This is a genomic window from Achromobacter sp. K91 (assembly GCF_003576205.1).
GTDB lineage: Bacteria > Pseudomonadota > Gammaproteobacteria > Burkholderiales > Burkholderiaceae_B > Achromobacter > Achromobacter aegrifaciens.
Map to the genome: position 1 here is coordinate 1 of NZ_QWFB01000065.1, position 12,933 is coordinate 12,933.

The 12,933-nt window shown below is 67.6% G+C and carries 15 protein-coding genes; 2 read left to right on the top strand and 13 right to left on the bottom strand.

The window, feature by feature from the left end:
• The 5 genes from DXK93_RS29185 to mltG all read right to left on the bottom strand — a co-directional run.
• On the bottom strand, positions 1-707 hold a 707-nt coding region (locus DXK93_RS29185), incomplete at its 3' end, for an ankyrin repeat domain-containing protein (protein WP_147400294.1).
• A gap of 38 nt (positions 708-745) precedes the next feature.
• Entirely contained in the window at positions 746-1,516 is a 771-nt protein-coding gene (locus tag DXK93_RS29190; RefSeq protein ID WP_054456749.1) for a TatD family hydrolase, read from the bottom strand.
• Positions 1,517-1,584: 68 nt separating this feature from the next.
• Complete coding sequence (holB, locus tag DXK93_RS29195; RefSeq protein ID WP_054456748.1) at positions 1,585-2,676, bottom strand: DNA polymerase III subunit delta'; 1,092 nt, start codon at positions 2,674-2,676, stop codon at positions 1,585-1,587.
• Positions 2,673-3,296 carry a dTMP kinase gene (gene tmk / locus DXK93_RS29200; protein WP_054456747.1) on the bottom strand — a complete coding sequence of 208 codons (624 nt, stop codon included), beginning with the start codon at positions 3,294-3,296 and terminating at the stop codon, positions 2,673-2,675. The genes holB and tmk overlap by 4 nt, the downstream gene beginning before the upstream one ends.
• On the bottom strand, positions 3,293-4,456 hold the full coding sequence (gene mltG, locus DXK93_RS29205; protein WP_119451953.1) for an endolytic transglycosylase MltG: 1,164 nt from the start codon (positions 4,454-4,456) through the stop codon (positions 3,293-3,295). Before mltG ends, tmk begins: the two co-directional genes overlap by 4 nt.
• A 152-nt stretch (positions 4,457-4,608) precedes the next feature.
• Here mltG and DXK93_RS29210 point away from each other — a divergent pair, with 152 nt between their 5' ends.
• Positions 4,609-5,607, top strand: coding sequence for a folate-binding protein YgfZ (locus tag DXK93_RS29210; protein ID WP_119451954.1), 999 nt, complete (start codon positions 4,609-4,611; stop codon positions 5,605-5,607).
• 63 nt (positions 5,608-5,670) lie between these two features.
• On the opposite strand, the gene DXK93_RS29215 is transcribed toward DXK93_RS29210, so the two are convergent.
• The 7 genes from DXK93_RS29215 to DXK93_RS29245 all read right to left on the bottom strand — a co-directional run bounded on the left by DXK93_RS29215 (position 5,671) and on the right by DXK93_RS29245 (position 11,154).
• Positions 5,671-6,360: a VIT family protein gene (locus tag DXK93_RS29215; RefSeq protein WP_054456744.1), complete on the bottom strand. Its 690-nt coding sequence runs from the start codon at positions 6,358-6,360 to the stop codon at positions 5,671-5,673.
• Between the two features lie 73 nt (positions 6,361-6,433).
• Positions 6,434-6,871, bottom strand: coding sequence for a PaaI family thioesterase (locus DXK93_RS29220; protein ID WP_054456743.1), 438 nt, complete (start codon positions 6,869-6,871; stop codon positions 6,434-6,436).
• 1 nt (position 6,872) lies between these two features.
• Positions 6,873-7,763 (bottom strand): 3-hydroxyisobutyrate dehydrogenase, encoded by an 891-nt coding sequence (mmsB, locus tag DXK93_RS29225; RefSeq protein WP_054456742.1) that lies wholly within the window; start codon positions 7,761-7,763, stop codon positions 6,873-6,875.
• Positions 7,764-7,863: 100 nt separating this feature from the next.
• The gene (locus DXK93_RS29230; protein ID WP_119451955.1) at positions 7,864-9,039 is read right to left on the bottom strand and encodes an enoyl-CoA hydratase/isomerase family protein; all 1,176 of its coding nucleotides are present in this window, start codon (positions 9,037-9,039) and stop codon (positions 7,864-7,866) included.
• A complete protein-coding gene (locus DXK93_RS29235; RefSeq protein ID WP_054456740.1) occupies positions 9,036-10,190 on the bottom strand; it encodes an acyl-CoA dehydrogenase family protein in 1,155 nt (384 codons plus the stop codon). The genes DXK93_RS29230 and DXK93_RS29235 overlap by 4 nt, the downstream gene beginning before the upstream one ends.
• A 195-nt stretch (positions 10,191-10,385) precedes the next feature.
• On the bottom strand, positions 10,386-10,730 hold the full coding sequence (locus DXK93_RS29240) for an RnfH family protein (RefSeq protein WP_054456739.1): 345 nt from the start codon (positions 10,728-10,730) through the stop codon (positions 10,386-10,388).
• Positions 10,720-11,154 (bottom strand): type II toxin-antitoxin system RatA family toxin, encoded by a 435-nt coding sequence (locus tag DXK93_RS29245; RefSeq protein ID WP_042793335.1) that lies wholly within the window; start codon positions 11,152-11,154, stop codon positions 10,720-10,722. The genes DXK93_RS29240 and DXK93_RS29245 overlap by 11 nt, the downstream gene beginning before the upstream one ends.
• A gap of 104 nt (positions 11,155-11,258) precedes the next feature.
• Between DXK93_RS29245 and smpB the strand changes: the two genes are divergently transcribed.
• Complete coding sequence (gene smpB, locus DXK93_RS29250; RefSeq protein ID WP_054456738.1) at positions 11,259-11,732, top strand: SsrA-binding protein SmpB; 474 nt, start codon at positions 11,259-11,261, stop codon at positions 11,730-11,732.
• Here smpB and DXK93_RS29255 read toward each other — a convergent pair whose 3' ends face one another.
• Positions 11,733-12,920, bottom strand: coding sequence for a GGDEF domain-containing protein (locus DXK93_RS29255; protein ID WP_054456737.1), 1,188 nt, complete (start codon positions 12,918-12,920; stop codon positions 11,733-11,735). It lies immediately after the preceding gene.
• Positions 12,921-12,933: the final 13 nt, after the last annotated feature.

Genomic DNA, 12,933 nt, shown 5'->3' on the forward strand with positions numbered 1-12,933 from the left:
CTCGGAGATGTGTATAAGAGACAGTCTTCTTGTTGCGCGATCAGCTTGTCCAGTTCCGCCGCCACTGCCGTGGACTTGCCCGTCCTGGCCCAATCGGCCGGGGTCTGGCCCTTGGTATCGCGCGACCCCACGTCCGCCCCCGCCTTGAGCAGCAGGTCCACCATGGGCTTGCGGCCCGACAGTGCCGCCATCATCAGCGGCGTTTCGCCATTGGGCGCGGGCGCGTTGACCATGGCCTTGTGCGCCAGCAGCAGGCGCGCCATTTCCAGCTGGCCCTTCGAGGCCGCGTAATGCAGCGGCGTCCAGCCCAGGCGGTTGACCTGGGCGCCGCGCGCGATCAGCTTCTTGGCGCGTTCGGTCTGGCCGGCGATGGCCAGGTACATCAGCGGCGTCTCGCCCGCCGGGTTCTCGGCGTTGACGTCGGTGCGCTTGTCGGCGGCGATTACGTCGAACACCTTCCAGGCGCCGTCCACCACCGCGCGCATCAGCGCGGGCTGGCCATTCTTGTAGCGCACGTTGGGATCTTCGCCGCGCGCCAGCAGTTCCTTGATGTCGTCCGGGTAGTCATTGGCGACGTAGACCCACCAATCGCCGGGATTGGCGGCCTGCGCCGCAGCGGGAACCGCCATGCCCACGGCCAGCGCCAGCAGCGCTCCACGGCAACACGACAAGAAGGCGTTCTGGACGGAAGCGTTGCGGGCAGCCATGGATTTCCTATAAATCACTTTAAATAAATTAGATTAGATTATTTCTTTATCTTATTGAAAAGACGGAAGAAATTTTCGGTTGATGCACGCGCCACTTCGGCCACGGGTATGCCCCTGAGATCCGCGATCTTCTCGGCCACGTGGATCACCTTGGACGGATCGTTCAGCTTGCCGCGGTACGGCACCGGCGCCAGATACGGCGAATCGGTTTCGATCAGCAAACGGTCCAGCGGCACCTTGGCGGCCACTTCATGCACGATCTGCGCATTCTTGAAGGTCACGATGCCGGACAGGGAAATATAGAAGTTCTGGTCCAGCGCAGCCTGTGCCACTTCCCAATTTTCGGTAAAGCAATGCATCACGCCGCCGACCTCGGCCGCGCGCTCTTCCCGCAGCATGCGCACGGTGTCCTCGGCGGACGAGCGCGTGTGCACGATCAGGGGCAGGCCCGTGTCGCGGGCGGCGCGAATGTGGCGGCGAAAACGCTCGCGCTGCCAGTCCAGCGGTTCGGACAGGCGGTAGTAGTCCAGCCCGGTCTCGCCGATGGCCACCACCTTGGGATGCTCGGACAGGCGCGCCAGCTCTTCGGGCGTGGGGTCCGGAGTGTCTTCGTAATCGGGATGCACGCCGACCGAGGCCCACAGATTGGCCTGCGGTTCGACCAGCGACATCAAGCCCGGCCATTCCGGCATGTTGACGCTGACGACCAGCGCGTGGGTGACCTGGTTGGCGGCCATCCGGTCAAGAATGGCCGGCAGGTCGGCCGCCAGTTCCGGGAAGTTCAAATGGCAGTGGGAATCGACGTACATGATGAGTCTGGATACAAGTGCCGCGGCGCTGCGCCCTTTGCCGGACGAAGCGCCGCCGGATCAAGGGCTTACGCCAGGCAGGATAGCACCACGCGCTGCAGGGTCGCGTGGGCGAAGAGCTTGGCGTTCAAAGGATGGGTGGCCAGCGCGCGCTGGCGCGTCAGCCAGCGCGCGGCCTCGGCGACCTTGGCCGGATTCATGCGCGCGGCAACCTGCGCGACCGCGCTGCCCAGGGCCGGGAAGTAGCGCGACGGCGCCCCCGCGCTGGCCAGCATCAGGTCGGTGTACAGGCGCTGCAAGGCGTCGATCCACTCAGTGGCCGCCACCTTTTCCAGGGCCTCGGCCAGCGTGCCCACGTCGGGCGACTGGCCCTTGGACAGCGGCCCGACCAGCTGGGTCAGCCAGGGCGGACAAGCGGCCTCGTTAGACTGGGCAAGCCTCAACGCCGCCAGCGGCGCGCCGCCGGCGGCCGCCAGCCATTCGCGGGCCGGTTCCACGTTTTGCTCGCGCAGCCATTGCAGCGCGGTGTCCGGGTCGGGCGCCGGCAGCGGCAGGCGGCGACAGCGCGACACCAGCGTGGGCAAAAGGCGGTCCGGCGCGTCCGCGACCAGCAGGAACACCGTGTGCGGCGGCGGTTCTTCCAGCACCTTGAGCAAGGCGTTGGACGACACCACGTTCAGCGCATGGGCCGGGTACAGCAGCGCCACGCGCCAGCCGCCGCGGTGCGTTGCGGTGTTGAACCAGGACTCCAGGGAGCGGATCTGGTCTATGCGTATTTCCTTGGACGGCGCGCGCTTGGCTGCGCCCGTGGCAGGTTCGGCGTCCTCAGAGGGCTCGGCGGCGTCCGCCCCCTCTTCCACCGCCACGGCTTCGGGCCGGATGCGGCGCAAGTCGGGATGATTGCCGCTGGCGAACCAGGCACAGGCGGCGCAACGGCCGCAGGCCAGGCCGTTGTCCGGGGTTTCGCACAGCAGGCTGGCCGCCGCGGCGACCGCGAAGTCCAGCTTGCCGATGCCGGCCAACCCATGGATCAGCCAGGCGTGGGCGAAGCGGTCGCGGTTGCCCAGCCAGTTGCGCGCCGTCTCGGCCTGCCAGGGCAGGAACTGCGGCGCGTTGGAAGCCGTGGCGTCCTCATCTTTGGCGGCGCGGGTCGCGTTCATGCCGCCTGCCCCAGCAATTCACGCAGTCCCGCCTCCAGGCCGGTGCGGATCTGGGCAATGGATTGGGTGGAATCGACAATGCGGATGCGCTTCGGATCAGCCTCGGCGCGGGCGTGGTAGGCCTCGCGGGTGCGCTCGAAAAAGGCCGCGCCCTCGCGCTCGAAGCGGTCCGGCTCGCGCGCGTCGGCCAACCGGGCGCGCGCCACTTCCAGCGGCACGTCGAAGAGCCAGGTGCGGTCGGGCTGGCCCGCCTGCATCCAGGCTTCCAGCGCGGCCACGCGCGCCGCGCCCAGGCCGCGCCCGCCGCCCTGGTAGGCATAGGTGGCATCGGTGTAGCGGTCGCAGACCACCCAGGCGCCGCGCGCCAGCGCGGGTTCGATGACCTGGTGCAGATGTTCGCAGCGTGCGGCGAACATCAGGAGCGTCTCGGTGTCCAGCCCCATGGGGTCGGTCAGCAGCAAGGCGCGCAACTTCTCGCCCAAGGGCGTGCCGCCGGGTTCGCGGGTGGACACCACGTCCAGCCCCTGCGCGCGCAGGAAATCGGCGATCCAGACGGTGTGCGTGCTCTTGCCCGCGCCGTCCACGCCTTCCAGCGTGATAAAGCGTCCGCGCGTGGTCATTGGTCTTGTCCTTGTACTTGTGCCTGTCCCTGATCCGGCTCGGGCGCGGCGTCCGGCGCCGGGCTGGTGCTGGGCGCGGCTGCGGGCGTGCCGTTGGCCTGGTTGCCATTCGCTGCGCCGCGGCTCGAAGCCGGGCCGGGCGCGGCATTCTGGCTTTGGCCCAGGATATAGCGGGAAACGTTGCGGTTGTGCTCGTTCAGGTTGACCGAGAACTCGCTGGTGCCGTTGCCGCGGGAAACGAAAAAGAGGAACTTGTGCTGCTCCGGCTGCACCGCGGCCAACAGCGCCGCGCGGCCAGGCGCCGCGATCGGCGTGGGCGGCAGGCCCGGACGCGTATAGGTGTTCCAGGGCGTGTCGGTCTGCAGGTCGCGCTTGCGGATGCGCCCCTGGTACGCGTCGCCCATGCCGTAGATCACGGTGGGATCGGTCTGCAGCAGCATGCCGATCTTGAGCCGGTTGGTGAATACGCCGGCCACGCGGCGGCGGTCCGGGCCGTGGCCGGTTTCCTTTTCAACGATCGATGCGAGCACCAGGGCCTCGTAGGGCGTGGTCACCGGCAGGTCCGGCTGGCGCTTGGCCCAGGTGTCCTGCAGGATGCGCTGGCCTTCCTGGTAGGCGCGGCGCAGCAGGTCGTAATCGGTGCTGCCGGGCGTGAAGATGTAGGTGTCCGGGAAGAACAGCCCTTCCGGCTGCTTGATTTCCGAGCCCAGGCGTTCCATCAGTTCTTCATCGGTGGTTTCGCCCAGCGTCTGCTTGACGTCGGGATTCGCGCGCAGCGCCTGGCGGATCTGGCGGTAGGTCCAGCCCTCCAGGAAGGTGATCTGCCGCTGCGTCATGTCGCCGCGCGCCAGGCGTTCCAGCAACTTCCAGGGCGAGTCGCCGTTGATGGCCTGGTAGCCGCCCGCCTTCATCTGCTTGTCGAGCTCGGACAAGCGCGCCATCCAGATGAAGCCAGGCTCCCAGACCGGCACGCCGGCATCGTTGAGCACCCGCGCCACCGTGCGCGGGCTGCTGCCCGGATCCACCACGAAATCTATCCTGTCGGCCCTCAGCTGCATGGGCTTGTGCGCCCAATACCAGGCGCCGCCCACGGCTGCGGCGGCAGCCAGCGCGATCAACAGGAAAAACCACAGGACGAAAAAAAAGAGTCGCTTCTTCATAAGTGTCGGAAGTTTAATTGATCGCGCGGACCTGTTGCGGCTAAAGAGGGGCGGAACGTAGCGCGCGGCCCTGCGCGCCGCGGGGACATGGCCCAGCCCGGAGGGGAACACGGCTATCATCAGCACTTTGATGACGCGATAACACCGCCTCCATGCACGCTTTCCATTCTTCGATTCCCGTCCGCGCGGAAGGTTGCGCGCAAATTGCGCCGCTGGACGACTTCCTGGTCTTTGCCGCATCCGGCGCGGACGCCCTCGGCTTCCTGCACGGCCAGCTCACGCAGGACGTCACCGGCCTGCCCCGGGACGCCGCCCGCCTGGCCGGCTACTGCACCGCCAAGGGCCGCCTGCTGGCCACCCTGGTGATGTGGCGCGCCGCCCCCGGCGCGGACGACGCGCCCCAGCTCTATGGCCTGGTGCGCCAGGATCTGGCGCAGGCGCTGCTCAAGCGCCTGTCGATGTTCGTGCTGCGCGCCAAGGCCAAGCTCGCCGCCACGCCGCTGCATGTGGCGGGCGTGACGGCTTCGGCCACGGACGTGGCCGCGCTGGAAGCCGCCGCCGGCGCGCTGCCGCGCGAACCCTGGCAGCGCGCCGACCTGCCGTCCGGCACCTGGATCGCCGCGCCGTCCGCCGACGCGCGCCTGCGCTGGTGGTGGATCGCGTCCGACGAACAACTGGAACAGTCCGCCGCGCTGGCAGGCGCGCTAGGCCTGGCGCCGGCCGCGCAATGGCACGCCGCCGACCTGGCCGCAGGCATCCCGTGGATCACTGCGGCCACGCAGGACGTCTTCATCCCGCAAACGGTCAATCTGGACCTGATCCAGGGCGTCAGTTTCACCAAAGGTTGTTATCCGGGCCAGGAAGTGGTGGCGCGCAGCCACTACCGCGGCACGGTCAAGCGGCGCATGGCATACGGCACCATTGCCGACGCCGCAATCCAAGGCCAGGCGCTGGCCGGCATGGATGTCTATGACGCCAGCCAGCCCGGCGAACCCACCGGACGGATCGTGGACGCGGCCAGCGCGCAAGGCGCTGTCTCGGTGCTATTTGAAACCACGCTGGCGGCCTTGCCGGAAGGCGACCTGCGGCTGGGCGCCGCGGACGGTCCGCGCATTGCGGCCGCTGCGCTGCCCTACTCCATCACGCCGTAAACCAAAGGCCGCCGCGCCTGAGCCGGCGCGGTTGCGCCGGGCCGGACGCTCCCAAGCCGGCCCTTACACCGCCACGCCGAACAGCGCGCCCACCCCCGCCGTCACCGCCATCGCCAGGCCGCCCAGGATCGTCACCCGCAACGCGGCCGGCCCCTTGGGCGCGCCGCCTGCGCCCGCAGCCAGAGCGCCCAGGCCGGCCAGACAGGCGACCGATGCGCCGATGACCCACACAATCAATTGCGGCAAAGGCGCTGTCGCCGCCACGGCCAGCGGCAAGGCCGCGCCGCCCGCAAACGAGGCCGCAGACGCCACCGCGGCCTGCACCGGACGGGCGCGGTTATGGATGGAGATACCCAGCTCGTCGCGGGCATGCGCGTCCAGCGCATCGTGGCTGGTCAATTGCCGCGCCACCTGCTCGGCCAGGTCGCGGGTCAGGCCGCGCGCCACATAGATGTCGATCAGTTCGGCCAGTTCCTCGCCGGAATTGCGCTTGAGCGAGCGCTGCTCCATGCGCAGGTCGGCGGCCTCGGTATCGGCCTGCGACCGCACCGACACGTATTCGCCCGCCGCCATCGACAGCGCCCCCGCCACCAGTCCAGCCACGCCCGAGGTCAGGATGGCGTCATGCGTGACCTGGGCCGCTGCCACGCCGGTAATAAGGCTGGCGGTGGACACGATACCGTCGTTGGCGCCCAGGACGGCCGCGCGCAGCCAGTTGCTGCGGAAAATCCGATGATGTTCTTTTGAAGGCATTGCCAGAAACCCATGCGCCGCGCGATGAACGCGTGGCGGGTCCGGCTTGCGCAGGACCCGCCACGCGCGGGATTCAGCGCGGCGTCACGCGCACCGCGGTAAGCAAGCCTATCACGCAAAGCGTGGCTTGCTCGCCGTCGTACGCATGCACCTCGACCTGGCAGACGGACAGGCGCTTGCCCGGCTTGACCACGCGGCCGCTGGCCACGTAGCGGCTACCCTTGGCGGGCGCCAGGAAGTTCATCTTGAACTCCGAGGTCAGCACGTCCTCGCCAGGCCCAAACAGCGTGTAGGCGGCATAGCCGCCGGCGCTGTCGGCGATGGTCGTGGAAATGCCGGCGTGCAGAAAGCCGTTCTGCTGGCACAGGTCGGCTCGGTAAGGCAGCACGATGTCCACCCTGCCCGGCTCGACCACGTCCAGTTGCGCACCCAGCAATGTCATGATGCTTTGCCGGGCGAAGCTCTCCTGGACCCTGGCGGCCGGGTCCAGCGGCGCTTGCGATGACGCCATGTCAGTCCTGCTCGCGCTTGACCAGGTTGACGATGCTGGAGAAGTCCAGCTTGCCCGAACCGCCGGAGCTATGCAGCGAATACAGGTTGCGCGCCAGCTCCCCCAGCGGGATCGAGGCGCGCGCCGACAGGGCGGCCTCGGCCGCCAGGCCCAGGTCCTTGAGCATCAGGTCCACGCCGAAGCCGCCGGCGTAGCCCTTGGAGGCCGGCGCGTGCTCCATCACGCCGGGCCAGGGGTTGTAGAGTTCCGTGGCCCAGTTGCGCCCGGAGCTCTTGGCGATGATGTCCGACAGCACCTTGGGATCCAGCCCGTTGGCCACGCCCAGGGCCAGGGCTTCGGAGGTGCCCGCCATCAGGATGCCCAACAGCATGTTGTTGCAGATCTTGGCCACCTGGCCGGCGCCGGCCGGGCCTGCGTGGAAAATGTTCTTGCCCATTTTTTCCAGCACCGGACGGGCGCGCTCCAGCGCCGCGGCCTGGCCGCCGACGATGAAGGTCAGCGTGCCGGCTGCTGCGCCACCCGTGCCGCCGGACACCGGCGCGTCGATCATGGCGATGCCGCGCACCTCGGCCGCCTGCGCCACCTTGCGCGCCGAGTCCGGCGCGATGGTGCTGCATTCGATGACCAGCGCGCTGGACGGGATCTTGCCCAGCAGGTCCTCGCCCAGGTACAGCCCTTCGACGTGCTTGCTGGCGGGCAGCATCGAAACCACCACCTCGGCGCCCTTGACGGCTTCCGAAGCGGACGCGGCGGCGCGGGCGCCGGCGTCCGTCAGGGTCTTCACCGCTGCCGGCACCAGATCGAAAACCGTCACGCTATGTCCGGCCTTGACCAGATTCAATGCCATGGGCGCGCCCATATTGCCCAAACCGATAAACGCGATGCTGCTCATGATGTCTTGTCTCCTGTTGCTATTGCTATAGGTGTGAAACCATCGTGGTACTAGCGTTGCCGCGCCGGCGGGCGGCGGCCGGTCCGCCGCCGCGTCGCGCCTAGCGGCCTTCCTGGCCCAGGTCCGCCAACGGGTGGGGCTCGCCCTCGGGCCAGGGTTCGTCAAAGAATTTCTGCACCCAGGCGTCGGTCGCCATGTCGATGACGGCGGGATTCCAGCGCGGCTTCTTGTCCTTGTCGATCAGCAAGGCGCGGATGCCCTCGGCGAAATCGCCATGGGCGGTGCAGGCCAGCGCCGCGATGTACTCGGCACGGAAAACGTCGTCCAGCGAGCGCAGGCGCAGCCGCTGCTGCAGCGCGAACGACAGGCGCACCGATCCGGGCGAGCCGGCCAGCATCGTCTGCGCCGCGCGCGCCAGCCACGGATCCTCGTGGTCCTTCAGCGCGGCCAGTTCTTCGTAGATGTCGTCCAGGCGATTGCCGCTGCACAGGCTGTTGATCAGGAACGAGTGCTGCCGCAAGTTGCCCGGCGCCAGCGGCGTCTTGGGCTCCAGCGCCGTCAGGGCGCGGCGCAGCAGGCCGTCGTTGATCGCGCGCGGAGGAATGGCATCCTCCGCCACGCCGGCCGCCTGGCCGGCCCAGGGCTGCTCTTCCAGCGAAGCCAGCAGCTTGGGCCAATCCGCGTGATCCAGGCGGAAGTCCGCCAGGCCCGCGAAGAAAGCGTCCGACGTGCCCAGCTGCGCGCCGGTCAAGGCCAGGAACAGTCCGATCCTGCCTGACATGCGGTTCAGCAGCCAGCTGCCGCCCACGTCCGGGAACAGGCCGATCGTGACCTCCGGCATCGCCAGGCGCGAGGTCTCGCTGACCACGCGGTGGCTGGCGCCCATCATCAGGCCGATGCCGCCGCCCATGACGATGCCATGGCCCCAGCACAGCACCGGCTTGGGATAGGTGTGGATGCGGTAGTCCAGCCGGTACTCGTGCTCGAAGAAGCGGCGCGCGTAGGCGTTGTTCCAGCCCGGCTTGCCGGCGTTTTCCGTCATGCTGCGGTACAGGCCATGCAGGTCTCCGCCCGCGCAGAAGGCCTTGTCGCCCGCACCCTGCAGGACCACCAGGGCCACGCCGGGATCGCGGGCCCAGGCGTCCAGCCGTTCGGCCAGCAGGTCCACCATTTCCAGCGACAGGCCGTTCAGGGTCTGCGGCGAATTCAGCGTCGCGATCCCGAACCGTACTCCATTGGCAGCGGTTTTTTCTTCGAACAGCACCGGTGCATTCATCTTATGTCGGCTCCTTTTTCCAACAATTGGCGGGCGATGATCACGCGCATGATCTCGTTGGTCCCCTCCAGAATCTGATGAACGCGAGTATCGCGCACCAGACGCTCCAAGGGATAGTCCCGCAGGTATCCGTAGCCGCCGTGGATCTGTTGCGCGTCCAGGCAGATCTGGAAACCCATGTCGGTGGCGAAGCGCTTGGCCATGGCGCAGTAGGTCGCCGCGTCCGGCGCCCCCGCATCCAGCTTGCAGGCCGCCAGGCGCACCATCTGGCGCGCCGCCACCAGGTGCGTCGCCATGTCGGCCAGCTTGAATTGCAGCGCCTGGAACTCGGCCAGGCGGCGGTTGAACTGGCGCCGTTCGTCCATGTAGCGCCGGGCGGCATCGAGCGCGCCTTGCGCCGCGCCGACCGAGCAGGTGCCGATGTTGATGCGTCCGCCGTCCAGGCCCTTCATGGCGATCTTGAAGCCCTCGCCCTCCTGGCCCAGCATGTTGGCCGCCGGCACGCGCACGTTCTCGAAGGTGATGGGGCGCGTGGACTGGCTGTTCCAGCCCATCTTCTCTTCCTTGCGGCCGTAGCCTATGCCCTCGCTGTCGGCCGGAATGGCGAACGCGCTGATGCCGCCCGCGCCCTCGCCGCCGGTGCGCGCCATGACCACCAGCAGGTCTGTGTCGCCGCCGCCCGAAATGAAGGCCTTGGCGCCGTTGACGATGTAGTCATCGCCCTGGCGCTGCGCCCGGGTCGACAGCGATGCGGCGTCCGAACCGGCGCCCGGCTCGGTCAGGCAATAGGACGCCAACTTCTGGCCGCTGGCCAGCAACGGCCCCCAGGCTTCGCGCAGCGCGGGCTGGCCCCACTTGCCGACCATCCAGGTGGCCATGTTGTGGATCGTGAGAAAGGCCGTGGTCGACGGGTCGACCGCCGCCATTTCCTCGAACACCAGGGTGGCATCCAGGCGCGGCAGGCCCAGCCCGCCAATGTCCTCGCTGGCATAGATGGCGCAAAAACCCATTTCGCCCGCACGGGCGAAGGCCTCGCGCGGGAAGATGCCTTCGGCGTCCCAGCGCGCCGCGTTGGGCGCCAGTTCGCCCTCGGCGTAGTCGCGCGCCGCCTGCGCAAAAGCGCGTTGCTCGTCGGTCAGTTCCAAGTCCACAGCCTGTCTCCTGTTGTACTGAGTATTGTCTGTTGGCGTTGCTGCCGTCTCGTGAACGCCAGCTCGTCGATTTTGACATGACGTTGACGTAAACGTAAATGCGTGACGGTGCCTATGTTACGCCGGAAGCGGCAAAGGAATTTGTCCTATTTGCGACATTGTGCGGGGCGGCGCGCCACCCCTCGGAGCGCTTCCCTACAGCAGCCCGGCCGGGCGCACCCTGCCGTTCTTGGCCGTCTTGGCGCGGCGGTGTTCGGCGCGGCGGCGCCGCGATTCCTTGGGATCGAAACTCAGGCCGCGGTAGATTTCCACCCGGTCGCCATCGGCCAGCCTGGCCTGCGGCTCGGTGGCGCGTCCGAAAATACCCACGCCCCGGCTCCAGGGCTGCACCACCGGAAAAGCCTGGGCAAAGCCGCTGGCCGCGAGCGCGTCGGCCACCGTGGCGCCGTCGGGCAGGCGCAATTCACGCAGCCAGACATGGCCCGGCAGGGCATAACAAACGCTGACGCCGATCTGCGCCGCGGACGGCTCATTCGCCATACTTGGCCTGCGCGCGCTTGGTGAAGGAATCGATGAAGCTGGTGGCGATGCGGTTGAACACCGGGCCCACCACCATTTCCAGCGCGCGGTTGGAAAACGCGTACTCCATGGTGAACAGGACCTTGCAGGCGTCCTCGGCCAGCGGCTGGAACTCCCAGTGCCCGACCAGGCTGGAGAACGGGCCGTCGACCAGTTCCAGGTCGATCCGGTCGGGATAGGCATGGGTATTGCGGGTGGTGAAGCGCTGCTTCATGCCCGCGAAGCTGATCAGGATGGAGGCCTGCATGCCGTGCTCGTCGCGGGTCTGCACCTCGGCGCCGCCGCACCAGGGCATGAACTCGGGGTACTTCTCCACGTCGGCGACCAGATCGAACATCTGGGCGGCGCTGTAAGGCACCAGGACGGATCGTTGTACTTTGTGCATCGACTATCGCAAATGGCTAGAATGGCACGATTTTACCGGCACAACACGACCTGGGGCCAAAATACGCCTAGCGCGGGCCCGCGGCACCCAGGCACAAGGGCTTTATGAGCATTATCGACAATCGCAAGGCCACGCACGACTATTTCATCGAAGACCGCTACGAGGCCGGCCTGGTGCTGCAAGGCTGGGAAGTCAAGGCGATCCGCGATGGCCGCGTGCAGCTCAAGGAAAGCTACGTCATCGTGCGCGACGGCGAGCTCTACCTGCTGGGCATGCACGTCAGCCCCCTGCCCACGGCCTCCACCCATATCCACCCCGACGCCATGCGTACGCGCAAGCTGCTGCTCAAGGCCGAGGAAATCAGCAAGCTCATCGGCAAGGTCGAGCAACGCGGCTACACGCTGGTGCCGCTCAACCTGCACTACAAGAACGGGCGCATCAAGCTGGACTTCGCGCTGGGCCGCGGCAAGAAGCTGTTCGACAAGCGCGATACCGCGCGCGAGAAAGACTGGCAGCGCGAGAAAGAGCGCATGATGAAGCACGACACCCGCGCCCCGCGCAAGGGCAAGGACGACTGATCAGGCGGCCTCGGGCAGCGTCTGGCGCTCGGCCTCCTGCCCCGGTCCCGTGATGCGGTTGCGCCCGGCCGACTTGGACGCATACAGCTTGCGGTCGGCCCGCTCGAAAAACGCCTGCAGGCTCTCTCCGGGCATCCAGTCCGCGACTCCGGCGCTGAACGTATAGGAAATGGTGCTGCCGCCGTGCGCACAGGGCGTGCGCCGCACCGAATCCAGCAGCCGCTCCGCCACATCCATCACTGCATCGCTGCGCATGTCCGGAAACAGCACCGCGAACTCCTCGCCGCCGACGCGCCCGACGTGGTCGCCAGTGCGCAGCGTGGCGGTCGCCAGCAGGCCGAAATGGCGCAGCACCGCATCCCCGGCCGCGTGGCCATGGGTATCGTTGATGCGCTTGAAATAGTCGATATCCAGCAACAGCAGCGTCAGCGGCCGCCGCGTGCGCAGCGCCTGGGCGCAATAGCGCTCGGCCTGCAGCCACCACGCCTTGCGCGACATCAGGCCCGTCAGGAAGTCGGTGCTGGCCTCCTGTTCGCGGTCGGCCAGCATGCGGTCGTGGATGATCATGATCGTGCCCAGGGTCAGGCATGGCATCGTCAGCACGCCCAGCGTCATGAACGCGACGTTCCATGCCGTGGGCAGCAGCAGGGCCTGCGCGATGGCGATGTCGAACATGTAGACGACGGCCCGCGTTGCGCACACCAGCGCGGAGATCAGGGCCACCACGCGCACGAAATGGTAGCTGTAGCGCGACCGGTTCATCGGCATGCCGCGCTTGACCGTCATGGCAATGGCCACCATGAACCCGAACATCAGCCAGGACATGACCACCATGCGCGGCCCGACCTGGGGATCGATATAGGTGTAGTACGCCAGCGCCAGCAGCGCCGTACAGGAAGCCAGCGCCATGAGACGCTTGGGCACGGTCAGGCCGACCAGCCGGCGCAATCCCGTGTAGTAGGCGCAAAGCGCCAGGGCAACGGCGGTGTTCGCCGCCATCACCGACACCCACAGCGGCGCCTCGGTGACCTGGAAGGCGTAAAGCCCGAAAGCCGCCAGCGTCAGCAGGTTGGCGCGTATCGCCTCCTTGATGCCCGCCATGCCGCTGCGGGCCAGCGACCCCAGCACGCACAGCGCAAGCACTCCCGCCAATGCTGCTATCAAAAGCAAGTTAACGGGAGCGATCATCGTCAGGCGCCGC